18 protein-coding genes are annotated in these 25,378 nt (G+C 34.5%); 8 read left to right on the top strand and 10 right to left on the bottom strand.

Going from position 1 to position 25,378, the window contains the following annotated elements:
- Window positions 1-342: 342 nt before the first annotated feature.
- From H3S74_RS04680 to mukF, 4 genes are all read right to left on the bottom strand, one after another.
- A complete protein-coding gene (locus H3S74_RS04680) occupies window positions 343-591 on the bottom strand; it encodes a hypothetical protein (RefSeq protein ID WP_110447153.1) in 249 nt (82 codons plus the stop codon).
- Window positions 592-1,521: 930 nt separating this feature from the next.
- Entirely contained in the window at window positions 1,522-5,940 is a 4,419-nt protein-coding gene (gene mukB, locus H3S74_RS04675; protein ID WP_198247562.1) for a chromosome partition protein MukB, read from the bottom strand.
- Window positions 5,941-5,942: 2 nt separating this feature from the next.
- Entirely contained in the window at window positions 5,943-6,674 is a 732-nt protein-coding gene (gene mukE / locus H3S74_RS04670; RefSeq protein WP_081298793.1) for a chromosome partition protein MukE, read from the bottom strand.
- Window positions 6,675-6,717: 43 nt separating this feature from the next.
- Entirely contained in the window at window positions 6,718-8,040 is a 1,323-nt protein-coding gene (mukF, locus tag H3S74_RS04665) for a chromosome partition protein MukF (protein ID WP_086353907.1), read from the bottom strand.
- Window positions 8,041-8,286: 246 nt separating this feature from the next.
- On the opposite strand from mukF, the gene H3S74_RS04660 reads away from it, so the two are divergent.
- A complete protein-coding gene (locus tag H3S74_RS04660) occupies window positions 8,287-8,436 on the top strand; it encodes a hypothetical protein (RefSeq protein WP_198247364.1) in 150 nt (49 codons plus the stop codon).
- A gap of 139 nt (window positions 8,437-8,575) precedes the next feature.
- On the opposite strand, the gene H3S74_RS04655 is transcribed toward H3S74_RS04660, so the two are convergent.
- Genes H3S74_RS04655 through rbsK form a run of 3 tightly spaced genes read right to left on the bottom strand, consistent with a single transcriptional unit; the run spans window position 8,576 to window position 12,132 of the window.
- Window positions 8,576-9,964, bottom strand: a complete 1,389-nt coding sequence (locus tag H3S74_RS04655; RefSeq protein WP_198247363.1) for an MFS transporter — start codon at window positions 9,962-9,964, stop codon at window positions 8,576-8,578.
- Complete coding sequence (locus tag H3S74_RS04650; RefSeq protein ID WP_370527995.1) at window positions 9,961-10,914, bottom strand: nucleoside hydrolase; 954 nt, start codon at window positions 10,912-10,914, stop codon at window positions 9,961-9,963. Before H3S74_RS04650 ends, H3S74_RS04655 begins: the two co-directional genes overlap by 4 nt.
- A gap of 24 nt (window positions 10,915-10,938) precedes the next feature.
- The gene (gene rbsK, locus H3S74_RS04645; protein WP_198247362.1) at window positions 10,939-12,132 is read right to left on the bottom strand and encodes a ribokinase; all 1,194 of its coding nucleotides are present in this window, start codon (window positions 12,130-12,132) and stop codon (window positions 10,939-10,941) included.
- A 363-nt stretch (window positions 12,133-12,495) separates the two neighbouring features.
- On the opposite strand from rbsK, the gene pntA reads away from it, so the two are divergent.
- Both pntA and pntB read left to right on the top strand, forming a co-directional pair.
- On the top strand, window positions 12,496-14,028 hold the full coding sequence (gene pntA, locus H3S74_RS04640; protein ID WP_198247361.1) for a Re/Si-specific NAD(P)(+) transhydrogenase subunit alpha: 1,533 nt from the start codon (window positions 12,496-12,498) through the stop codon (window positions 14,026-14,028).
- 15 nt (window positions 14,029-14,043) lie between these two features.
- Window positions 14,044-15,432 carry a Re/Si-specific NAD(P)(+) transhydrogenase subunit beta gene (gene pntB, locus H3S74_RS04635; RefSeq protein WP_065650792.1) on the top strand — a complete coding sequence of 463 codons (1,389 nt, stop codon included), beginning with the start codon at window positions 14,044-14,046 and terminating at the stop codon, window positions 15,430-15,432.
- A 48-nt stretch (window positions 15,433-15,480) separates the two neighbouring features.
- Here the strand turns inward: pntB and H3S74_RS04630 are convergent, their stop codons facing one another.
- The 3 genes from H3S74_RS04630 to oxyR all read right to left on the bottom strand — a co-directional run bounded on the left by H3S74_RS04630 (window position 15,481) and on the right by oxyR (window position 18,199).
- On the bottom strand, window positions 15,481-15,906 hold the full coding sequence (locus H3S74_RS04630; protein ID WP_198247360.1) for a hypothetical protein: 426 nt from the start codon (window positions 15,904-15,906) through the stop codon (window positions 15,481-15,483).
- Window positions 15,907-16,594: 688 nt separating this feature from the next.
- Window positions 16,595-17,239 (bottom strand): HTH-type transcriptional repressor FabR, encoded by a 645-nt coding sequence (gene fabR / locus H3S74_RS04625; RefSeq protein WP_198247359.1) that lies wholly within the window; start codon window positions 17,237-17,239, stop codon window positions 16,595-16,597.
- Between the two features lie 33 nt (window positions 17,240-17,272).
- Entirely contained in the window at window positions 17,273-18,199 is a 927-nt protein-coding gene (gene oxyR / locus H3S74_RS04620) for a DNA-binding transcriptional regulator OxyR (protein WP_198220981.1), read from the bottom strand.
- A 388-nt stretch (window positions 18,200-18,587) separates the two neighbouring features.
- Here oxyR and pcnB point away from each other — a divergent pair, with 388 nt between their 5' ends.
- The 5 genes from pcnB (at window position 18,588) to apaH (ending at window position 25,362) form a co-directional block, all read left to right on the top strand.
- Entirely contained in the window at window positions 18,588-19,922 is a 1,335-nt protein-coding gene (gene pcnB / locus H3S74_RS04615; protein WP_370547581.1) for a polynucleotide adenylyltransferase PcnB, read from the top strand.
- A 74-nt stretch (window positions 19,923-19,996) separates the two neighbouring features.
- Window positions 19,997-22,378: an LPS assembly protein LptD gene (gene lptD / locus H3S74_RS04610; RefSeq protein WP_198247358.1), complete on the top strand. Its 2,382-nt coding sequence runs from the start codon at window positions 19,997-19,999 to the stop codon at window positions 22,376-22,378.
- 60 nt (window positions 22,379-22,438) lie between these two features.
- A complete protein-coding gene (gene surA / locus H3S74_RS04605) occupies window positions 22,439-23,752 on the top strand; it encodes a peptidylprolyl isomerase SurA (protein WP_198200925.1) in 1,314 nt (437 codons plus the stop codon).
- The gene (gene rsmA / locus H3S74_RS04600) at window positions 23,745-24,542 is read left to right on the top strand and encodes a 16S rRNA (adenine(1518)-N(6)/adenine(1519)-N(6))-dimethyltransferase RsmA (RefSeq protein WP_198247357.1); all 798 of its coding nucleotides are present in this window, start codon (window positions 23,745-23,747) and stop codon (window positions 24,540-24,542) included. The genes surA and rsmA overlap by 8 nt, the downstream gene beginning before the upstream one ends.
- A 4-nt stretch (window positions 24,543-24,546) precedes the next feature.
- Complete coding sequence (gene apaH, locus H3S74_RS04595; protein WP_198247356.1) at window positions 24,547-25,362, top strand: bis(5'-nucleosyl)-tetraphosphatase (symmetrical) ApaH; 816 nt, start codon at window positions 24,547-24,549, stop codon at window positions 25,360-25,362.
- Window positions 25,363-25,378 lie beyond the last annotated feature (16 nt).

The raw sequence follows: 25,378 nt of genomic DNA, 5'->3' as shown, positions 1-25,378 counted from the left end.
TTCTATTTATATAGTTAAGTATGTAAACTTTATTTTTTATAAGACTATCATATTGAAAATATGCTAATTATTTTCGACTTTACTGTGATATTTCTATTTCTTAATGTATAAACAAACCAATTAGAGAGTGTTAATTAATTTTTAAAATAATTAAAACTAGCATCTAAATTAATTTGGCATTTTATAATTTAAAGATAATGACTTATTGAAAAATTGCTAAATCTTAGTTTAAGATGGCTTTGTTTCAATTCACTAGATGACATTTCAAAATAAAACGAGAAACGAATCTCGCTTCCCGTTTTACCACTTTAAACAATATAAATTAAGGACAATCAGCTACTACTATCTTTTACCAAGACCGATTAGGCCTAAACCTGCACCGATAATTTGGCTAATAGCACCGATACCAGCTTCAACGATTTGACCGATACCTTGGCCTAAAGCGCCACCAGCTTGTTGACCTAAACCACCATTGTTTGGATTTTTAGCATCAATGATCCAACCGATACCTTTACCTAAAGCACCACCTGCATCAGCGATGAAACCAGCACCAGATACTTGTTCAACTTCTACTTTGTTTAATTCTTTCATTTTGTTTTCCTTATTCCAAAAAATTAATTTTAAATTTAAATCTAACCGATACCAATTAACACATGGTATCGCTTAAATTCCTTTTTATTTAAGCAGAAAATAAAATGCCGATCAAGTCAAATTTTAACAAAAAAAACCTTATTTATAAATAATTTAATTATTTCAATAAAATAAGGCAAATAATCAAACAAATTAGTGTAAACGTTAACAAATTATGCTGATTAAAAATCACTCGTTTTAACGAAATCAGTAACAAAATAGGTAATTTGGTTAATTCTCATTCAGAAACCAAAATAGAAATTCTTAACAACGCTTTTAACCGAAATTGTGACGTATATTTTCTTCATTTTTAGCTGTTTTGGTGATAATTTTTATACATCAGATGCAACTAGCTAAGCTAATTTAAACTTAGACAAAAATTAGCCTAACCTTTTTATTAAATTTTTTATTTTTTATCCCATAATAAAAACTATAGTCACAATATAGTTAATAAAATATCATCAGATAAAAATATTAAATTGTCGTTAAAAGTGTCAATTTGCAAGCTAAATAATCGATTTAAAGACTATCTAAACGAGAAATTTCGACAGTTTTCATTTTCAATAGATTAAAATAAGCATTTCTTTTATGACGCAAATTATCCAATATTACTAGATAAGAAATCATGTTTAATTATGATCTATTGAAAACGACTATTTGATTGATTTGAATGTAATGGACAAGTTAAGCATTGGCTCACTTTTTAGAAAGTACAAACTCAGTGAATTTATATAATTAACACTTAAAGCTATCTACTAATCTATAAAATACAACTACATCCAATATTCATATTGCAGATAAATCCATATATCTTTATGAATTTTTATATCAAAATAAGATATTGCTGGTAAATACCAGCAATATTTTTATAAAATACCATAGCTAACTTTATTAAGCAAAACCTTTCAAGCCAACAACATGAACATGTTCTTGGTTATTGATAACCTTACGAACTAGTTTATAGGTTGTACCTTTTTCTGGGCTAATGTTTTCTGGTGCAGCAATAATAAGCTGCATTTCTAATCGTTCGCATAACTCAAAGAGTGTAGCAATCGATTTGGCATCAAGACGAGCGGCCTCATCCAAAAACAATAATCGACATGGTGAAATATCTTTATTACGTAGACGTTTAGACTCTTCTTCCCAACTTTGAATTACCATTAGTAGAATAGACATACCTGTACCAATCGCTTCACCGGTTGATAAAGCACCACTTTCAGCACGTAACCAACCATCAGCACCACGATTAACTTCCACATCCATCTCTAAATAGTTTCGATAATCTAGCAACTCCTCACCAATATTTTGTGCAGTTCGTTGTCCCATATCAATATGTGGATTTAAACGTTGATAAAGTTTGGCTAACGCTTCAGAGAAGGTAATACGATTATTACTAAATAGATCCTGATGTTCATTTTGATCATCAGCTAATGCAGCTAATAATGAAGAGTGTGCCTCACGAATACTAACATTCAAACGAACACCATTAACCTGACCAAATGCCACCGCTTGTAATCCTTGATTAAGCATACGAATACGGTTTTGTTCACGTTGTATAGTTTTACGAATAATATTAGCTACACTTTTTGAACTAATGGCCAATTGTTGTTCTCGTGAAGTAAGTTCTTCAGTTAAGCGTGACAACTCAATTTCCATTTGTTCAATGGCTTCAATTGGGTCATCAGTTTTGACGATATCTTGGCGGATCCGTTCACGTAGATGTTTATAAACCGCAATATAAAACTGGATTTTACGTTCTGGTCGTTTCGGATCTTCGGATAATCTTAATATATCACGTAAGTGTTCATTATCATTTACCGCTAAACGCAATGAACCAAGTGCCTTATCCGACATAGAACGTAGTTCATCAGCACTGAGATAAGCCAATTCTCGTCGATGTAATCGTCGTTCTACACTATTTTCTTTAACAAGTCGTAACACTAAACACCAACCAGCTTTTGCTTCAACAACTTGTTCACGTAATTGTTTATAATCACGCAGTGTTTGTGTTAAGCGTTTTTGCATTTGCGTCATTTCGCTTTCACACATAATAAGTTGTTTTTCCAAAGACGTACATTGTTGGCGATTACTATTGAGTTTTTGATGAATTTCATCACGACGGATACGAGCTCGCTCTTCAGTGATTGCATCCGCTTTAACACCAATTTGTTCGATCTCTTTATGCAATTCATTAAGCATGTCTCGCTTAGTTTCAAATGCACTTTTAAGGGATGCTAATGTTTGATTGTATTGATTATATTTATCTTGATACTGTTGCATTTGACGACGAGCTTCACCTCGTTGTCCTTCAACAACTTCTAATCGAGCACGTAATTTTTCATTGAGATCACTATTTTCATTCAACATACCCGCTGAATCTTCATAGCTAAAATGTGCACGACGTTGCATCACTTCCGTTAAAGCAAAAACTTGTTGGCGAATGGTTTGCTGCTGAGCTTTAACCGAATTGTACTGCTCACGTAACGATTCATTCTGCTCAGGATCACTTTGCAATACTGCAACAATGGGTTCAAGTTCTGCAATAGTATGGCGATGACGACTAACATATTGCGCGGCCTCTTGCGCTTCAGCAACTTGCTCACGTAGATCATCAACCCGATCCGCTAAATCATCATCAGCCAATAAATGCATTTGAGCTACCAATCGATTTACAGTGATTAACTGCTCTTTACAATTTGCAACTTGTTGTTGATTTTGTTTATCAATACTTTCTTGTGCCAAGAGCTGACGTTCGATTTCATTACGTCTTGTCGATAACTTTTGCGCTTCGGCTTCAGGATCGATATCAAATGCTACAGATAGATATTCACCAATAAACTGGCCAACATTTTGCTCAATACGTTGTAATTTTTGCAGATCAAATGAAATTGTTGCATAACGTTCATGTAATTCATCGCGTTCTGACGATAATTTTTCAAGATGAATTTCACGTGCTGCTCGGCCAAATAAAGGGACCTTAGGAAAACTGGAAAAGCGCCATTGACGATCACCGGTTTTAACTAATACTGATTTAGTCATCTCTTCACAATCAAAAACACTATCGTCAAATGAAGATGGATCACCTTCGATAAAGTAGATATCTTCTGGATAATCTTCTTCACTATTTGTCAGGCTTTCTAGTTGAGCTTTTACCAGTGATAAATCAGGTACCACAATAGCTTGTCTTGATGGACCATATAATGCTGAAAAGTAAGGCGCATCATCAATCGTTACATCTTCATAAATTTCAGAAAGTAATACACCATTAAACCTTTCCGCTAACGTCGATAAACGACCATCATCAACACCACTTGGTTGATTGAGTTGTTCAATTTGTGCATCAAGTTGATTGCGTTTGAAGTTTATTTGATCTCGTTGTGTAACTAAAGTACGTTCCTGTTCAAGCAATTGTTGCATATGTTGCGTGACAGCATGACTGTTAGTAAACGTTTGCTCTGTTTGTTCTTGCAATGCGATAAGTGCATCTTGGGCTTTTAACCATACAGGTGCTTTTTGTCGATAAGCACCAATTTGCGTTTGAATTTGCTCAAGCTCTTGTCTAAATTCAATACGTTTTTCACTTGATTCATTGGCAAGCTCTGCATTTTGATCTAGTTGAACTTCTAGCTCTTGTTTGAATTCATCAAGCTCATCATAGTTAAGTTGACGACCAAAACGCTTACAAAATTGAGTTAATAATGATTCAGCTTCTTTTTGCTCAAAAAAGCGTTGCTCTAATTCATCTAATTGTAGTTGTAAATGTTCTACTTGATCGGCTTGGTAACATTGTGAAGGCCACTGCTTTAATACTTCTCTGGCGGCACTCCAAGCATCACTACGCACCACGTCACCCATTAATTTAACAACTAGTTGATAAGCTCTATCAAATTGATTAATTGCGGCATCAGAAACACTTAGTCTTTGCTCTAATTCTAACAGTTGTTCAGTAACTTCTTTTTGTTTTTCTTCAAAAATTTCAAAATGATTTTCAACGTTACTTATATCTAATTTTGGTAATTGGCATAGTTGTTGAGCATTTTTTAAAGCTTGAATAGCTTGTTGGTATTGGATTGCCCGAGTCTGCTGCACATCTAAAGCTTGTTGATAATCAGCTAATTGAGTTTTTATTTCATCAACTTCTTGCTCAGTCTGCTCAACCTGATCACGGTAAGTTTGATACTGTTCATTGGCTTCGAGGACAACTTCATTTTGCTCTTCAAGTTTCAAATTCAGATCATCTAAGTCCGCTTGATAACGGTCTATTTTTTCTTGTTGACGTAAAGCCGTTTGCGCAAGGTTAAGATGATCATTGGCTGCCTGAAGATCCGTTTCTAAGTCACTTTGAGCATCTTGATATTCTTTTAATTCTTTTGCCATTTCAACTTGGCGGAATTGATTACTAATCAGCAGATCTTGCGTCTTAAACATGTCACGACGCAATCCTAAAACCGATTCGATATGGACTCTACGTTCATTAGCATGACGCATATAATCAGCTGCAACGTAGTTTGTAGACTCAGTAATAAGGTGTTTGAATAAATCACGATCCGATTGTGTTACTCGAATAGCTTCAAGTGTCATTCTATTTTCACGTAATGCTGCTTCCATATCTTGGAAGGCTTTTCTGACACCACTATTTTCCGGCAACAAATAATCACGTAATGATCGTGTAATAGCACTTGAAATCCCCCCATATAGAGAAGCTTCAATCAAGCGATAATATTTACTTCGATCAGATGAAGAACGTAACCGTTTCGGTAATATACCAAAATCAAACATGACTGAATGATAATCGGTAATAGAGTTAAATTGTTTAAAAATAATGCCTTCCATTGACTCAATTTTATCTTTTAATTCTGGTAGTGATAAAATTCGAGCCTGTTTATCATTTAAACGTTCCGTTACCAATTCTGTTGGACTAATATTGACAGGTAAACCTTGTATTAAAAAAGGTTTAATATCTACTTTTTTGTCACGCCCTGCTACTTGCTGTAAACGTACACCACAGATAATTCGCTGATTACGAGAGTTGATAACATCTAGCATTGAGTAACAAACACCAGGCTTTAACTTACCATGTAAACCTTTATCTCGAGAACCTGAAGTTGCACCCGCTTCAGTGGTATTTCTAAAATGTAATAAAGTCAAATCAGGAATTAGCGCTGTGACAAATGCAGCCATAGTCGTTGATTTACCTGCGCCATTACCACCTGAAAGCGTGGTAACCAGCTGATCAAGCTCAAAGGTTCTGGCAAAAAAACCATTCCAGTTAATTAATGTTAATGAGTGAAATTTACCGTGTCCCATCATCATTATTCAATCTCCTCATTAACATCTTCATCTTGTTCTTCACTATTATCATCATCCAAAATAAGTGATGATTCTATTTTAATCGCTTCACCATCTCGAATTAAGCGTAATTGCGCTTCTTGCGCATCATCACTACTACGAACATCAGCACCAAAGCGGAAAATAGATTCATTTATACGAAATCGACTACTATCATTACCTACAATAAAGAAGATCATGCCTAGTCGACGTAAGCGATTTAATGCGGTTTTTACTTTATCAAATAGTTTTTGACGATCTAAGTCAGATCCCGTTGAACGTTGATTAACTAATTTCAACAATTTACTTTCATCCGCTAAGGAAACCAGTTCATCAAAAAGTTCTTGCAAAGTGAAAATCCCTTCATGTGCTAATCGTTCTGGGCTTAAATAGAGATAGCACAATACCTTACCAACTAACATGTCTAATTCAGAAAGAACTGAACGGGGAATTAAAGTGGTTGAACGAGGACGAAGATAAAAAAAGCCTTCTGGTGCACGAATAAGCTCAACATTATAACGTTGATAAAACTGTTCAAGTTCAAATTGAAAATCCATCAAAAATGCATGATTATCCAGTTCATCAATACCAATATGGCGGCCTGAGCGTAATAAACTATCTAGTTCAGGAAAAATTGGATTGGCAATAGCTTGAGCCAATTTCACTGGCATATATTTATCTATAGACGCTTGAGAACTTGCAGCAATACGTCCCATGACTTCATCGAGATGATGAGCAGTTTGTTCCATTTCTATATCTTTAGTATCTGTTGATGACATGTGCTTGTACCTTAGCTCCATAATCGTTAATAGGTTTCCATTCGGCAGGAATACCAAGTAAATCACTTTCGGCAATACCTAATCGAATAGCCTGATCAATAAACAATCTTGCAATATCAAAATGCTGTTCTCGTGGGAACTGTGCTAAATAACTATGAATAGCAATACTCATATCAAGTGGTTTATTTTCTTGTTTAAAGATCAATAGATTTTGTTCAATATGTGCAACTATATGCTCTTGAATTTCTTCAATCATTTCAAATTCGAGTTCAGAAGGTAACTCACCAGTCACTTCAGCTTCATGTAATGCCAACTCTTCGTCACGCATATCCAGTAAACGTTCAGCATTCGCAAAAGTAAGTGACCATGGTGAATCAAAATAGCTTTGGATCGATTTGCGTAATCGTTGAGAAAAAACTCGATTCTTATCTAAATCAATTGCAGTACGAATAAATTTATGAACGTGCCTATCATAACCTATCCATAGGTCTATTGCTTTTTGTCCCCAACCGATGATTCGGTCTAATTTACCTTGTAAATCAATAACTACATTATTAATTTTATCTAACTCAGGATTATCTAAAGTCGCATCTTGTATTAAAAGCAAACTAGCTTGTAACTTATCGCCAGCCGCTGCTAATGTATCTTGTAATTCACGTAAGGTTTGCGATGTTTCTGTCAGTAAGCCCTCACAACTACTAATTGCCGCCTGCCAATCTTGACTTAATAATGCAGAAATATTCTGTTTTACATCAGCTTGTTGTTCATCCATCACTCGCTGAGTGATATCAATGCTATCAAAAATTTCAGCTACTGAATATTTTAAAGGTGCGAAAACATTACGATGCCAATGCAAATCATCACCACCTTCAAGAGCAGCATCAGCAGCACGTTTTAACTCTTGTGCCACAATTGAAAGCTGAATTGATAAACGTAAAGTCGAGAATTCGCGTTGACGAATATAGTAATCAGAAATACCAATTCCCAAAGGTGTCAATCGATAAATAGAATAACCATCGGTCATTTCGCTAGCGAAACGTGTGATTAAACGCTGGCGTACTAAATCATTAATCGCGTTATTAGCACGGACAGTAATAGTATCTTCACTTTGCTCAAAAATGTGTGAAACATGTCGAAAACCATCGATTAATTCAGATTCAGTCATTTCGCCATCAAAGCGTTCACTGTTTAATACAGCTATTGCCAATAAAAAGGCTAATCGCTCAACAGGCAAAGCAATCGAAAAATCATTTTTTTTTGCCCAAGAGACCAGTTCTGGCACTGATTGGGAAAAATCCATCATAGCGATTCCTTAATTAAGGATGTTCAGCAAACCTGACATCTTAAAATAATATGAGAAACACAATATATTGTGTTATGGACAAAATTTTATCGATTATATAACAAATTGTAGTAGTTAAAAATAGCTAAGTTTAGGATTTATTATTAGATGTAATATACTATATTCCAATTTCTTAAATTACTTTTACTCCCTTAATCAAATTGGCTTCTATAGATAAAAAAATAAAAAAATATTAACCTACAACTGGTGCCTTCTATAAATCCAACAGAATTGAAGCGCAATGACAATTTATCAATTACTAAAAATAAAGAGGGTAAACTGCTGACCAGTACTTCTGTCATTGTTGATGTAGTTAATAATTTAGATAAAACAGAAATATCCAATGATAAAGGATAAGCAACTATTATACCAAATCAAAGGTCAAATGTTATTGGATTAAAATTGACTTGCTAGTAAAAAATAACAAATTAGCGACACAAGATTAATTTATATATAAAAAACGGGATTAATATCCCGTTTCCTATTAATCATCTGATTAAACTTCAGCATTAATTGGACGAGGTATAAGAAAACTACAAATTAGAGCTAATACCGTAATCGCTAATCCAAGTAACATGCCATTAAAATAACCATCAATTGAACTACCATTCATCATCTGAATTGCTGGTAATAAAGCAAAACTTAAGCCTGCGCCTAAATTAAATGCACCAGCATTCATTCCTGGTAGAAAACCTGGGTTTTCGCTAGGTGATAAAACAACACCTAAGCCATTTAAGATAATATTGGCCATGCCTGCGTAGAAAATACCTAACACAATAACCCCTACTGATAAAATAGGTAGAGAATGAATGCCATAAAACATAATAACTAAAATGCCAATAACACAGCCCACAAGACCTAATTTTAACACATTGTTATAACCCATTGTTGGTGCCAATCTTCCGGAAAATGGTCCCACAAACCAACCAATTAAAGCATAAGGAGTTAGAAAAATGAGTGAAGCCCAATCAGCTTCTAATCCAAAGCCAATCTCATGATTTTGAGCAATTGACATGACCAAACCATTAACAATGGCGAAAATACCTGTCATGGTTAAAGTAGTTGTTAATAACAAAGCCCATGTAGCACGTTTTTTCAAATGATGGGTGGTAACAAGGGGTTGTTTATTTCTTTTTTCTACATGCCAAAACAGAATAAAACATAAGATAGCAAATAGTGTTAATCCTACCACAATCAACCAATTTGCATTACCCAGTTTACCCGCTTCATTAAGCGCGAGTAATAGCGCAGCTATGGTTAAGACAATTAGCAAAACACCTAACCAATCCATTTTGGTGCCTGCCGATGGTTTGGATTCAGAGGCAAAACGATGAACAAAGAAAGTGGAAATTGCAGCCACTATAGCTATAACCCAAAAAACAGAACGAAAACCGAAATGAGTTGCAAGTAGACCACCAGCTATCGCATCAACACCAGCTATACCACCATTTACTGCTGTTATTATTCCCATTAACATACCATATTGTTTAACATCTTTTACTTCAAAACTTAACATTAACAAGCAGAGAGGTACGACTGGTCCTGAGACACCTTGAATAATCCGCGCGGCATATAACACTTCAATATTTGGTGCAACAGCAGCTAAAACTGTACCTAATGTCATGATTAATAACATAGCAGTTAAGACTTTTTTTCGCCCTTTTATATCACTTAATCGTGGTAAAAATAATGAAAATAAAGCTGCTGCTGTGAAAAATGAGGTTTGCGATAGCCCAACAGCAGCATCATTCGTTCCTAACTCTTTTGCTATGGTTACTAATACAGGGCTTAACATACTAGCATTAAGTTGGAAAGCAACACATGCAGCAAGCAAAGCCATCATCAGTGTAAATACACTGGATTTACCTTTACTTTTTTCAATCATAGATTAACCTCACCTATTCGTTCTAGGGAGTCAACAATTAAATCCCAAAAACCAGTATGATCAAGTTCAGTTGCAACCTGAGTATGACAACTATCATCAGGAGGAAAACGAAAATCAGCCACGGTCATTCCTAAAGTTAATGTACCTGTCAATTCAATATCAACTGGCACTCGTTTAGTTTTTATTAATTCAGGATTTATAACATAAGCAACAGCGCAAGGGTCATGCACTGGCGGATAAGTAAAACCTTGAGCTTGTTTATACATTTTTCCGAAGAATTCCAGCATTTCCAAAACAAATTTAGCTGGTTTTGTTTTTATTGCAGATATTTTTTCAATTACTTCTGGTGTAGCTAATGCTTGATGGGTAAGATCTAATCCAACCATAGTAACAGGCCATTTTTCATTAAATACTATATGAGCTGCTTCTGGATCTATCTTGATATTAAACTCAGCAACAGCACTCCAGTTGCCAACATGATACCCACCACCCATCAAAACAACTTCTTTTACTCGCTCAACGATTTTCGGCTCTTTACGTACCGCCATTGCAATATTAGTTAAACCTCCAGTTGGGACCAATGTGACTGTTTTAGGGGGATGTGACATAATGGTATCAATGATTAAATCAATAGCATGCCTTTTATCTAATTGAATTGCCGGTTCAGGTAAAACGGGGCCATCAAGTCCAGAGTCACCATGAATATCAGGTGCCACTTCTACATTTCTAATTAAAGGTCTTACCGCTCCTGCAGCAAAAGGTACATTTGTAATATTAGCGATACGTGCAACAGATAATGCATTGCGAGTTACTTTTTCTAATGTTTGGTTACCAACAACCGTAGTTACCGCTAGCAATTCAATATTTGGATTACCATGAGCTAATAAAAGTGCGATAGCATCATCATGACCGGGATCGCAATCAAGGATAATTTTTTTTGGCTGATTCATCATAAATCGGTTCCTCAAGTAAATTTATATATTTGCCATTCGTTTAAGCACATTTTGATGCGATGGCATATTTGATGCACCTTCGCGCTCAACGGCTAAAGATGCAAAAGCTGAAGCATAAATTGCTGCTTGATAAAGGGTTTCTCCTTTAGCCAATGAAGCACAAAAAGCGCCATTAAAAGCATCACCAGCACCAGTTGTATCAACAGGAACAGCTAAAAAAGGCTTAATATGTTGATGATGTTTTCCATCATAGACAAGAGAGCCTTTACTACCTAAAGTAATAATGACTGTTTGAATCCCTAATGAATAGATTTTTTCTGCTGCAAGCTTAGCACTATCGAAATCATTAACTTCAACTCCTGACATTAAACTTGCTTCAGTTTCATTCGGAGTAACAATATCGATATAAGACAATAACTGCTGAATATCTTTAGAATAAGGCGCCGGGTTTAACACCACTTTAACCCCCATTGCTTTAGCTAATTTCATTGCATTTAAAACAGCATCAATATTATTTTCAAGTTGAACTAATAGAATATCAGATTGTTTAAGATAACTTTCTAACATTACAATTTCTTTATTAGTAATTGTTAAATTTGCACCAGGATAGATGGCAATCATATTCTCGCCATTCTCCTCAGAAACATAAATGACAGCATTGCCAGTAGGTTCTTTATCTGATTGATACAAAGTAAATGAGTTAATTTTCGATGAAGAAAGATGATCATGAGCAAATTGACTAAATTGGTCAGTTCCCACTTTTGCGACAAAATGAACTTTTGCATCGGCATGACTTGCAGCAAGCGCTTGATTAGCACCTTTTCCACCTGGACCAATCATACTTTTTTGCGCCAGAATTGACTCACCACCTTTTGGAAATCTTGCTACTTGCGCAACAATATCAACATTAAATGAACCTAAAATACAAACATTACCGTTCATTCTGTCTCCTATTTTTTTAAATTTCTGTTTTTTATATCTCGTCATTAATGAGGTAATACACTCTTTATCAGTAACATTGCTTACTAGTCTGTGCCTTTTTATCATGGCACCACCGTGACAACGAATAACTAATAATTGTTTCGCCAGCGTAGAAAGATCTTTTCTAATAGTCTCTTTAGATACTTCAAATATTTCCGAAAAATATTGAACACTACCTCTTTCATGTTTATCTAAATAAGCTAAGATAGCTTTTTGTCTTTCTTCTAAGAACATAAAGTAAACCTCTTGATGATTAAATCAAAGTATAGCTGGATTAAATCATTAAAAGAGTGATAATAATCATAACTTATGAGATAAAACAGAAGCAAACGGAAGTAAGATAGGTTGGACTCGACTGCTTTAAAAATAGTAAAATTTAATGAAAATTATTCATTTTATTATTGTCACATCTATTAGTAATAACTATCAGCAAAACAACTATACTTTTGCTATAACTCATAACGCTATATCAAGTTATCATAAAAAATAATAATCTAATTTTGATAATAAAAAATTAATTCCTTACTCGCACTGTCGCTAATTTATGCTAAAATCGCAAAACATGAATAATCTTTCTTAACATAAGGATGTAACGCAATGCATATCGGTATACCAAAAGAACGGTTAGCCAATGAAGCTAGAGTTGCAGCAACACCTCAAACCGTTGGACAACTGTTAAAACTAGGATTTACAGTTTCAGTAGAACAAGGTGCTGGGCATGCTGCTCATTTCGAAGACCAAGCTTTTATTGATGCTGGAGCCACTATTCAAAGTACAAAGGATATTTGGCAAAATGATCTTATTTTAAAATTTCATGCGCCAACTGATGAAGAAATCGCTCTAATGAAAGAGGGATTAACGCTTATCAGCTATATTTATCCTGCTCAACATAAAGATCTTTTAGAAAAACTTGCAACTAAAAATATCACTGTAATGGCGATGGATTGTGTACCTCGTATTTCACGAGCTCAATCACTTGATGCATTAAGTTCAATGTCGAACATTGCTGGTTACCGTTCAGTTATTGAAGCAGCAAACCAGTTCGGTCGTTTCTTTACTGGACAAGTAACAGCAGCAGGTAAAGTACCACCAGCAAAAGTGTTGGTAATTGGTGCGGGTGTAGCGGGCCTTGCTGCAATTGGTGCGGCAGTTAGCTTAGGTGCTATTGTTCGTGCATTCGATACCCGACCTGAAGTTGCAGAACAAATTAATAGTATGGGTGCTGACTTCTTAGAATTAGATTTCGAAGAAGAAGCTGGTTCCGGTGATGGCTATGCTAAACAAATGTCTGCTGCATTTATTGAAGCAGAAATGGCATTATTTGCTGAACAAGCGAAAGATGTTGACATCATTATTACTACAGCATTAATTCCAGGTAAACCTGCACCAAAACTTATCTCCAAAGAGATGGTTGAATCGATGAAACCAGGCAGTGTTATTGTTGATTTAGCAGCCTTAACTGGCGGTAACTGTGAATTAACTAAACCTGGTGAAGTATTCGAAACTGATAATAATGTTAAAATTGTTGGTTATACTGATTTAGCGAACCGTATGCCAGCACAAGCATCACAATTATATGGCACTAACATTGTTAATTTATTAAAACTACTTGCCAAAGAAAAAGATGGCAACATTGATATCAACTTTGATGATGTAGTGATTCGTGGTGTAACTGTAGTTAAAGATAAAGAAATAACTTGGCCTGCTCCACCTATTCAAGTTTCAGCCCAACCACAGAAAAAAGCGGTTGAGCCTGTGGCTAAACCTGAACCTAAACCAATGTCACCAACCAAAAAATATGGCATTTTAGCTTTATTTATTATTGCCTATTTCTGGTTAGCAAACTCAGTACCTGAAAGCTTTTTAGGTCACTTTACCGTATTTGCATTATCATGTGTAGTTGGTTATTACGTAGTATGGAATGTAACTCATTCATTACATACACCGTTAATGTCAGTTACTAATGCAATATCGGGTATTATATTAGTCGGTGCAATATTGCAAGTCGGTGATGATAATGGCTTAACTACGGCGATTGCCTTCGTTGCTATTTTGATTGCTAGTATCAATATTTTTGGTGGATTCTTTGTTACCCAAAGAATGCTAAAAATGTTCCAACGTGGCAAGTAAAGGAGATTATTGATAATGTTAAGTCATGGAATCATTCAAGCAGCTTATGTTATTGCTGCATTACTGTTTATCTTTAGTTTACGAGGCCTATCAAATCAAGAATCAGCTAAATCTGGAAACATTTATGGCATGATTGGTATGGCAATAGCACTTATTGCTGCTGTTGCTAGTATCAAAGGTGGACTGCACTGGATCATTATTGCTATGGTTATTGGTGCCGCTATCGGTCTTTATCTAGCTAAAAAAGTAGAAATGACCCAAATGCCAGAACTAGTTGCACTTCTCCATAGTTTTGTTGGTATGGCGGCCGTTCTTGTTGGTATAAATAGTTTCTTAGATCCGCACATGGTTGCACCGAATGAAGTAACAATTCATTTAGTTGAAATTTTTGTAGGTGTATTTATCGGTGCAGTTACCTTCTCTGGATCAATTGTAGCATTTGGAAAGTTAAATGGTAAAATTAGTTCAAAACCATTATCTCTCCCATATAAACACTACCTAAATCTAGCTGCAATAGTTGTATCAGTTATCTTGATGTTTATATTTATTAATGTACAAACTGGCGCAGGTGCATTAGTTTGTTTACTTATCATGACAATTATTGCATTAGTGTTTGGTTTCCACCTTGTAGCATCAATTGGTGGTGCGGATATGCCTGTTGTTATCTCAATGCTTAATTCCTATTCTGGTTGGGCGGCAGCGGCGGCAGGTTTTATGTTACAAAACGATCTTCTAATTGTAACTGGTGCGTTAGTGGGTTCTTCTGGTGCAATTCTTTCTTACATTATGTGTAAAGCAATGAATCGTTCATTTATCAGCGTAATTGCCGGTGGTTTTGGTAGTGATGGCAGTTCATCAAGCTCTTCAGAAGAAGAACAAGGTGAATACCGTGAAATGCAACCAGCAGAAGTTGCGCAAACCTTAAAAGAAGCTCGCTCAGTAATAATCGTACCTGGTTACGGTATGGCCGTTGCTCAGGCTCAAGGTGCAGTAAGTAACATTACTGAAAAACTTCGTGGTATGGGTATAGAAGTTCGCTTTGGTATTCACCCAGTTGCAGGACGTTTACCTGGCCATATGAACGTATTATTAGCTGAAGCAAAAGTCCCTTATGATATTGTATTAGAAATGGATGAAATTAATGATGACTTCCCTGATACAGATGTTGTTTGGGTAATTGGTGCTAACGATACAGTTAACCCAGCGGCAGAAGAAGATCCTAATAGCCCTATTGCAGGAATGCCAGTTCTAGAAGTTTGGAAAGCAAAAACTGTCATTATTTCAAAACGTTCTATGAATACCGGCTATGCTGGCGTGCAAAACCCACTATTCTTTAAAGAAAATAGCTACATGTTATTTGGTGATGCTAAAGATAGTGTTGAAAAAGTATTACAAAATTTATAATAATGTAAAAAACTGCGACTTAAGTCGCAGTTTTTTTAATGACAATTTTTATTTTTTGAATGTTTTAGATAAAAAACCAATAATGAGATCGGTAACTTCACGATGTATCTCCCCTCTCGCACGATAACCACCATCTTTACAAATAATACTTTCATCTTGTTTCTCTTGATTTAAGATATCTAATGCATTGGATTTACAAATTTGAATAAAACTGAAATGCATTGCATCTGGAATAATAATATAATTGGAGGACGATTTTGGTAGAAATTCTTGTACATAACCTGATTCAAGTTTGGCATCCGTATCATCTATATCTATTCCAGCTCCAATAATAAGAGCAGGAATTTTAATTTTTTCTAAGCTATCTACGGTGAATCCTCTTGTCAAACCCGCATCTAAAGATATGAATGCCTTTATCCTAGGGTCTAACATACTTTTATTCAGTTCTGGATTTGCTAAACCAAGTTCTGACATCAAATGACAACCTTTTAAATATGAATACTTTTTACAATCCTCATTGAAAGTGTCAGTATTAAATCTAGCGCCAGAAAGTGCAATTATTGACCAACTACCTAACGAATGGCCTATAGCGACAATCTGATTAAAATTAATAATATTTGTGAGTATTTGATCTTCAGCCAGAGCATCAATAGTTTTGCTTAAATCCAGCGGACGTAACCATAGTTTAGCTGACTGCTCAGCATTCTTATCAAATATGGTTGTTCCCAGATAATTGGGAGCTGCACCAATATATCCTTTTGCAGCTAATTCATGTGCAAACCAGCTTAAATTTTGCCAACTGCCACCATAACCATGTGAAAGTAAAATTAATGGAGATTAACTGCTCTTTATTTCCTGTCCTGCATCAGCAATAACTTCAGAACTCCAAAAAATAAAATTATCAGCTATAGTTATTAAATTTTGCTTATTATTAGTTGCATACCAAACAGCAATATCTAATGGTCTTCCATCTTGTATATCATAGTGAATTCGCTAGAAACCAATATGTTCTGATGCGTTGGAAATAAGAGGAAAAAGTACAATAAATAAATTAATTACTCAGAAAAGGGGCTTTACCATACATTATCCTTAACAAGGTTCTTTTTATTATAATTGAAATCTAAATTATAATTTGGGTATAAATATACAATGAAAGAAATGATCAATAATTTTCAAGTTTTACTTGTTCTTTATGATAAAGGTAATAGGCTCCTCGAGAAACCATTCGAAGTTGAAAAATAAGATCTTCTATTAATTTTTGACGCTGAATACTATCAAAGTCAAGCGCTTCAGCACCAGCATTAAAAGCAATGGTAACCATCGCTTCTGCTTGAGCTTCATTGTAATGATGTGGCATTTGATTAGCATTATCTAAATAGTCAACAAGCTCGACGATAAAATGCTGAATTTCACGTGCAATCGCCGATCGAAAATCAGAAGATGTTCCGGCTTTTTCACGCAGCAATAATAGAAATACTTTAGGGTTTTTATCTATAAATTCAATAAAAGTGGTTACAGAAGTCCGAAGCACACTGCCACCTTTTTCGATACGTTTTCGAGCTTGTCTTAACAATTGGCGAAGCGTTAAACCGCTTTCATCAACCATCGCTAAACCTAATTCATCCATATCACGAAAATGTCGATAAAATGAGGTGGCGGCAATACCAGCTTCACGAGCAACCTCACGCAAACTTAAACTGGCAAAACCCTGTTCAGCATTAAGTTGATTAAACGCAGCATCAATTAAACTTCGACGAGTTCTTTCCTTTTGCTGCGCTCTGATACCACCGGTTTTAATGTTTTTCATTTTCAAAATTCAGCATGATAAAAATATAAGTTATCAGTTTGTTTGCCCTAATAATCGCTCTTTTTCTGCAAATACTTTTGGCATATGATCGCGAATAGTTTTAGCTATAGTTTCATAACGAGCTCTTAGTGGAGAACCTGGTCGATAAATCAAAGCAATACTTCGCGTCGGTATAGGATCACTACAAGGAATATAACAAATATTATCGCGAGTACGCTCATTCGGTGCTGCCAACTCTGGAAATAAGGTAATACCTCGTCCAGCAGATATCATACTACGCAATGTTTCTAAACTTGTTGCTTTAAATTGTTTGTCTTCATCGATTCCGACTTGAAAACAATATCCCATTGCGTGTTCACGCAAACAGTGACCATCTTCTAACATTAAAAATTTTTGCCCTTTTAAATTAGAAAGTTTAACTGTTTGTTTAGTGGCTAATTCGTCATTTGCAGGAACCGCTAAAAACATTGGTTCATTAAATAACGGTAATTCAATAAATTGTGCCGTTTCTTTCACTTGAGCAATAATCGCACAATCCAGTTTTCCACTCTCAAGTTGAGCAACAATATTTGCTGTTTGAGCTTCATGCAAATAAAGTTCTAATTGAGGAAAAGATTCATGTAATACCGTAATTACATGCGGTAATAAATAGGGTGCAATGGTAGGAATCAAACCTATATGCATCGGGCCAGACATCTCTTCACCTTGACGGCTAGCCATCTCTTTTAAAATTTGTATATTACGTAAAATTTCTTTGGCTTGCTCAACAAGCATCATGCCAGTTTGGGTAAATAACACTTTGCGACTAGTTCGCTCAAGTAACATTACACCTAATTCGTCTTCAAGTTTTCTGATTTGACCACTTAATGTTGGTTGACTAACATTACAAGCATCTGCTGCTTTACGAAAGTGCCGAAATTCAGCTAACGATACAAAATATTCCAAATCACGAATATTCATAGTGTCCCCAAAAAATTATCAGTTAATGGTTATATACTCAGAAATCTAATAAATAGATATAAAAAACTACTGTTTTTCGGATAAAAATCATTTATAAAATAAGAGTATCAAATTCAGTAAAATTAATTAGTTATTTAAATACAGATAAAATCTGTTGTTATGCATAATTTCTTGATGCTTAATAGGCTAATTTCATTAATTGTACTATATAAACTGCTATTGTTGATAATTATGTTTAAAAAATCAAATAGAATCTTTAATGATTATAAACTATATCTCTTTATTCTACTTACCATAACCATATTAAGAAAAATGGAAAGTTAACCGTAATTACGATATAATCGCGCGCTAGATTGCTATATAGACTATTATTAATTTGAGGTGTGCTATTTTTAAACAAGTTTCTCGCTTTTATCGTAAAATGTTTCAGCATGAAGAACAGCAAAAATCACACTATGTCTGCATTTCTCGTAATGAACATAATATTTCTCGCAAAAATATAAGCGAAAATGCCTTAAAAGTTCTTTATCGCTTAAATAAACAAGGATATGAAGCTTATCTAGTTGGTGGATGTATTAGAGATCTTCTCTTAGGTAAAAAACCTAAGGACTTTGATATTGCCACAAATGCTACTCCTGAACAAATTCAAAAGGTGTTTCGTAATTGTCGATTAATTGGAAGACGTTTTCGCCTCGCCCATATTATGTTCGGTAAAGAGATAATTGAAGTTGCTACTTTTCGTGGTGACCATGATGATCAAAGTGAACAGGCCAATATCTCTAAACGATCGCAATCTGGCATGCTATTACGTGACAATGTATATGGTACGATTGAACAAGATGCTATTCGCCGTGACTTCACAATGAACGCCCTTTATTACAATGTTAAAGACTTTACTATTCGTGATTACTGTGGCGGATTAAAAGATCTAAAAAATGGTGTTATTCGATTAATTGGCGATCCGCAAACAAGGTATCGTGAAGATCCGGTTAGAATGTTAAGAACAATTCGTTTCGCGGCCAAACTTAACATGAAAATTGATCAAGCATCGGCAGATCCCATAAAAAAACTTGCTCCATTATTAAAAAATATTCCATCAGCACGACTTTTTGATGAATCTCTAAAATTATTGCAATCTGGTCATGGTTACAACACTTATATTTTATTAAAACAGTACCAACTATTTGAACAACTTTTTCCAGTGGTTGAACGCTTATTTGTACAAAATAATAATAGTAATCTGGAAAAAATTATTGCTCACGTATTAAAAAATACTGATTATCGAATAGAAAATAAGCAACGTGTCAATCCAGCTTTTTTATACGCTGCCTTTTTTTGGTATCCAATTATAGAACAGACTCAGATTAACAGTATTGAAAGTGGTTTACAGTATTATGATTCTTTTTCTATGGCCATTAATGATGTATTAAGCGAACAATGCCGAATTATCGCTATACCCAAACGATTAACAAATGTAATGAGTGATATTTGGCGCTTACAATTAAGAATGAAAAAGCGTGAGGGAAAACGCGCCTTTGCGATTTTGGAACACCCAAAATTTCGTGCCGCTTATGATTTACTAGAAATGCGATCATCTATTGAAAAAGGTGAATTGTTAGATTTAGCCAAATGGTGGGATGAATTTCAACATGTATCCACCGAAAGAAAAATATCTATGGTTAAACAACTTGGTAAAAGCAATAAACGACGTATTAAACGTTAATTTTCATTCGCACTTTTATAAATAACCGCTATAATGTTTTAATTAAAATAATCATAATTACACTCTAATCATTGATGAAAAAATTATCACTCTCTCTTATTGCTATAGCTGTTTCATTTTCTTTGTATAATTATGATAGTACTAGCTATGCAATTGGCATACCTAAAAACGAAACGAGCAATCCTCAGTGTCTTATTAATGTACCAAAATTTGAGCGCCCAATAGTAAACGGTGATATAAATTCATTACCGGTTAATGCAGAATCTGATAAATTTGAAGCAATTTATCCTAATTTAGCTATCTATAGTGGCGATGTGTATGTTGAACAGGGTAACCGCACCGTTTTAGCAGATAAAGTAACTATTGATTCTAAAGATGCAAATAACCGTATGGCAATATTGGATGGAAACATCACTTATCAAGATAATTTGATAAAAATGAAAGGTAATCATGCGGCGATAAACCTCAATAATAATGATTCAAATATGAATCCTAGTGAATATCATTTAGTTGATCGGCTTGGACGAGGTAAAGCTGATGAAATGAAATTGGAAAAAAATCGCTATATAATTCTAAAAAATGGTAGTTTTACTTCTTGTCCGGTAGATGATAGTACTTGGAATATTAAAGGTACTACTGTAATTCATGATAACGAGGAACAATTACTTGAAGTTTGGAATGCAATATTTAGCATCGGTAAAGTCCCTGTTCTATATTCGCCTTATTTACAATTACCTACCGGCAATAAAAGACGTTCTGGTTTATTAATGCCAACCTTTAATTATGATAGTACCGATGGTATTGATTTCGCTTTACCTTTTTATTGGAACATTGCACCAAATTATGATGCAACATTAACACCAAGAGTATTCCAACATCGTGGTGTGCAATTACAAACCGAATTCCGATACTTGAATCAATTAGGATTAGGAACTATCGCATTTGACTGGTTACAACATGATAAAAAATACCGAGAAGATAGAAAAATATTATTAAATGGTAATAATTATGATGATAATAATAATCGATGGTTATTCCATTGGAAAAATGATGAATTAATAAACTATAATTGGCGCTTATTTACTGATGTTACACGGGTTAGTGATAACCAGTATTTAACTGATCTTAATCCTAAATACGCTTCTCAAACAGCTGGATACTTAACACAATTTTATAAATTAGCATATAATAATGAAAATTGGGATATTGCTCTAGGTTATAAACATTTTCAACAATTTCATTATAAAAATCTTTACCAAACTCAACCTCAATTGGACATTACCTACTATAATTACGATTTGGGTCCACTAAAATTCAAGACATTTTCACAGGTGTCTCATTTTATAAACGAAGCCAAAAATAAACCCAATGCATGGCGAGCTCATATTGAACCAACTCTCAATTATACAGTCACAAATTCATGGTCTTCGTTAGCAACTGAAACAGGTTTGATGGCAACTCACTACAAACAACAAAATCTTAAAAGATATAATAGGGTAAATAAAAGTTCAGATAAAAAGTTAGATAGTAATGTGAATCGTTTCATACCTAAATTTAGCCTAGATGGTAAAGTTATTTTCGAACGAGATTTTAAGTTTATGGATGGTTATAATCAAACACTTGAACCTCGTATTAAATATACCTATATCCCCTATCGCAATCAATCCAATATCAATAATTACGACTCAAGCTTTTTACAAGCTGATTATGTCGGTTTATTTAGAGAACAGTCTTATAGTGGTCTAGATCGTATAGCATCAACAAATAAACTCGCTACAGGAGTGACTACACGTTTTTATGATAGTAATAAGATTGAAAAATTTAACTTATCTCTTGGTCAAATTACTTATTTCACTAAATCTAAAACCAGTGAGAATAATAATGAATTAGATAAAAATTCAGATACTGGTAGTATTACATGGGCAACGGATAATTTTTGGCGTATCAGTAATGATATTATTTTTCGTAGTGGCATCCAATATGACACTCGGATTGATACTATTGCTTTAGCCAATACAACTTTTGAGTATCATCCTACTAGTGATAAATTTATACGATTATCTTATCGATATGCAAACCATGATTATATTGCTACAGTAGACGAAAGGTATAAACGTTCATCAGATAAACTTTATAAACAAGATTTGTCTCAGGCGGGAGTTATGGCTAGTTGGCCATTATCAGAAACAATAAATGCTGTTGGTTCTTATTATTATGATACTAAGTTAGACCAAATTGCTGATAGCTTTATTGGTTTACATTATAGTGACTGTTGTTGGGGAGTGACCATGCAATATGGCCGAAAACTAACCGATTGGGATAATACAACGCATATAAGTAAATATAAAAATAAACTTTCAATTAATTTTGAATTACAAGGCTTAGGAAATAATAATGATAGTACAGCCAAAATGTTAGATTTTGGTAAATTACCTTATATATCAACATTTGAATAAACTAACTAATAAATTTTTAGTGATAAAATTAATATCACAACAATAATGAGTTGAATAAATATGAAATTATTAAAGCTTTTTATCGCATTAAACTTAAGTATTAACGTAGCACTGTTTACACCAATTTCTGCTCATGCTGCTCCAAAAGTTATAGAGCAAGTTGCCGCAGTGGTTAATAATAATGTCATTTTAGAAAGTGACGTTAATGATATGTTAAAAACCATTAAAGCTAGTGCCGACCCAAGAACTTTACCTAGTGACAAAGTGCTCCGAAAACAAATCATCGATCGGTTAATAGTTGAAAATTTAATTTTACAAAGGGCTGCTAAAGCCAAAATTACTATTAGTGATGATGAAATAACTGGTGCAATTGATGGTATCGCTGCTGAAAATGGCATGACAATCGATCAACTACGAAGTAGATTATCAGCAATGGGAATTAGCTATAGTACTTATCGAGAACGCATTCATAATGATATGTTGATTGAGCAAGCTCGTATGCATGAGGTTAGACCAAGAATCAAAGTTTCACCTCGAGAAGTAGAACAATTAACCAAGACAATGACAAATCAACCAACCAACAATATTGATGTCAAAATTAGTCATATTTTAATTTCTATTCCAGAAAAAGCATCTAAACAACAAGTTGACAGTGCCACAAATAAAGCCATGGATATTATTAATCGAGCAAAAAAAGGGGAAAATTTTGCTAAATTAGCCACATCATATTCTAATGATGACCTAGCACTAAAAGGTGGTTCTATGGGTTGGCGAAAACTCAATGAACTACCGACTATCTTTGAAGAACGTCTGATTCGTGCAGCAAAAGGTAGTGTAATTGGACCTATCCGTTCAGGCGTTGGAATTCATATAATAAAAGTTGATGATACTCGTTCTGAAGCGCCGAAAAAAATTACTCTTCAAGAAGTGAATGCTCGACATATATTAATTAAAACTAACGTATTAGTTACCGATCAAGTTGCTAAACAAAAATTAACTGATATCCGTAAAGCCATTACTAGTGGAGCAACCACATTCGCAGCGGCGGCAAAAGCGAATTCTGAAGACACCGGTTCTAAAGACAATGGCGGTAATTTAGGCTGGAATAGACCTGAAGTTTATGATAATGGTTTTAAAAGTGCATTATTACAATTAAAAAAAGGTGAAATCAGTCAACCAATAAGATCATCTTACGGTTGGCATTTAATTCAACTAATTGATACCAGACAGACTGACGGCACCAATATGGTCAAGAAAGACCAAGCTTACCGACTTATTTTTAACCGAAAATTTGCCGAGGAAGCACAAGTTTGGATTCAAGAACTTAAAGGTGATGCTTATATTAAAATTACAGGTGAAGGAAAGAATGAATAGTCGTGTTCACCAAGGGCATTTTGCTCGCAAACGATTTGGTCAAAACTTTTTACATGATGATTATATAATTGAAAGTATTGTTGCAGCGATACAACCTAAACAAGGGCAAGCTTTAGTTGAAATAGGCCCAGGACTTGCTGCATTGACTATACCTGTAAGTAAACATGTTGATCATCTAACTGTGATTGAAATTGATAGGGATTTAGCTAGTCGATTGGTCGAAAATCCTTTTTTACAAAGTAAAATTAGTGTAATTGAACAAGATGCATTAACATTTGATTTTAATCTATTATTCGAGCAATTAGGTCAGCAACTAAGGGTATTTGGTAATTTACCTTATAATATTTCGACGCCCTTAATGTTTCATTTATTTGAATACGCGCCTATTATTGCTGATATGCATTTTATGTTACAAAAAGAGGTAGTTACTCGTTTAGTTGCAGCTCCAAATAGTAAAGATTATGGCCGCTTAAGTGTGATGGCACAATATTACTGCCAAATTATCCCTGTTTTAGAAGTGCCACCAACTTCTTTTAAACCAGCGCCTAAAGTTGATTCTGCTGTAGTGAAACTAACACCTTATAAGCAAAAACCTTATTTAGTTAATGATGTCAAAGTACTTTCACGTATTACTACAGAAGCATTTAATCAAAGACGTAAAACTATCCGCAATAGCTTAGGTAATTTATTTACGCCAGAACAAATGCTTGAATTAGATATTGATCCTAATTTACGTGCGGAAAATCTGACGGTAAAACAATATTGTCTATTGGCAAACGCTTGGAAGTAAACTTATGGCAAATCTAATAATTGGTGATATCCATGGTTGTTATGATGAATTTATGCGCTTACTTGAAAAAGCAGGTTTTTCGTCATCGGATACGTTATGGTTAACTGGTGATTTAGTTGCTAGAGGTCCTAAATCATTGGAAGTTATTAGATTTGTTAAACAATATAGTGAAAAAATTAGATTAGTGTTAGGTAATCATGATTTACATCTATTATCAATCTATGCCAATGTTACCCCTCCTAAGAAGAAGGATAACCTTGATGAATTAATTCATGCACATGATTTTGATGAATTAATGAACTGGTTACGTAAACAACCACTAGTCCAAATAGATGAAAAATTAAAACTTATTATGACTCATGCAGGAATATCACCACAATGGGATATGGAAACATTAAAAAAATGTGCCCATGATCTAAATGTCATTTTAAGCAGTGATTCCTATCCCCTTTTCCTTGACAAAATGTATGGTAATTTTCCCGATGAATGGTCAATGGATCTACAAGGATTAGATCGATTACGATATATTGCCAATGCATTAACGCGAATGCGTTATTGCTATGAAGATGGCCGACTTGATTTTTATTACAAAAATCAACCCGATCAAGCACCCTCAAAACTTAAACCTTGGTTTGCTCTGCCAAGAAAAATCCCCTCAGATTATAGTATAGCTTTTGGTCATTGGGCAGCGCTGAATGGAAAAGGGACTCCTGAGAATATTTATGCGCTTGATACAGGATGTTGTTGGGGTGGCAAATTAACTTGTTTACGATTTGAAGACAAAAAATACTTCAAAAAGAGAAATATAGAAACTAATTAAATTAGAAAAAGGCTAT

Source organism: Gilliamella sp. W8126, from assembly GCF_016102185.1.
In the GTDB taxonomy this organism is placed as follows: Bacteria; Pseudomonadota; Gammaproteobacteria; order Enterobacterales; family Orbaceae; genus Gilliamella; species Gilliamella apis_A.
This window is presented reverse-complemented; position numbering and strand designations above follow the sequence as displayed.

Bases quoted from the DNA above. Each gene is read 5' to 3' on its own strand.
- H3S74_RS04680 (WP_110447153.1), bottom strand. From the start codon at position 591: ATGAAAGAATTAAACAAAGTAGAAGTTGAACAAGTATCTGGTGCTGGT.
- mukB (WP_198247562.1), bottom strand. From the start codon at position 5,940: ATGATGGGACACGGTAAATTTCACTCATTAACATTAATTAACTGGAAT.
- mukE (WP_081298793.1), bottom strand. From the start codon at position 6,674: ATGGGACGTATTGCTGCAAGTTCTCAAGCGTCTATAGATAAATATATG.
- mukF (WP_086353907.1), bottom strand. From the start codon at position 8,040: ATGATGGATTTTTCCCAATCAGTGCCAGAACTGGTCTCTTGGGCAAAA.
- H3S74_RS04655 (WP_198247363.1), bottom strand. From the start codon at position 9,964: ATGATTGAAAAAAGTAAAGGTAAATCCAGTGTATTTACACTGATGATG.
- H3S74_RS04650 (WP_370527995.1), bottom strand. From the start codon at position 10,914: ATGAATCAGCCAAAAAAAATTATCCTTGATTGCGATCCCGGTCATGAT.
- rbsK (WP_198247362.1), bottom strand. From the start codon at position 12,132: ATGTTCTTAGAAGAAAGACAAAAAGCTATCTTAGCTTATTTAGATAAA.
- pntA (WP_198247361.1), top strand. From the start codon at position 12,496: ATGCATATCGGTATACCAAAAGAACGGTTAGCCAATGAAGCTAGAGTT.
- pntB (WP_065650792.1), top strand. From the start codon at position 14,044: ATGTTAAGTCATGGAATCATTCAAGCAGCTTATGTTATTGCTGCATTA.
- H3S74_RS04630 (WP_198247360.1), bottom strand. From the start codon at position 15,906: ATGTCAGAACTTGGTTTAGCAAATCCAGAACTGAATAAAAGTATGTTA.
- fabR (WP_198247359.1), bottom strand. From the start codon at position 17,239: ATGAAAAACATTAAAACCGGTGGTATCAGAGCGCAGCAAAAGGAAAGA.
- oxyR (WP_198220981.1), bottom strand. From the start codon at position 18,199: ATGAATATTCGTGATTTGGAATATTTTGTATCGTTAGCTGAATTTCGG.
- lptD (WP_198247358.1), top strand. From the start codon at position 19,997: ATGAAAAAATTATCACTCTCTCTTATTGCTATAGCTGTTTCATTTTCT.
- surA (WP_198200925.1), top strand. From the start codon at position 22,439: ATGAAATTATTAAAGCTTTTTATCGCATTAAACTTAAGTATTAACGTA.
- rsmA (WP_198247357.1), top strand. From the start codon at position 23,745: ATGAATAGTCGTGTTCACCAAGGGCATTTTGCTCGCAAACGATTTGGT.
- apaH (WP_198247356.1), top strand. From the start codon at position 24,547: ATGGCAAATCTAATAATTGGTGATATCCATGGTTGTTATGATGAATTT.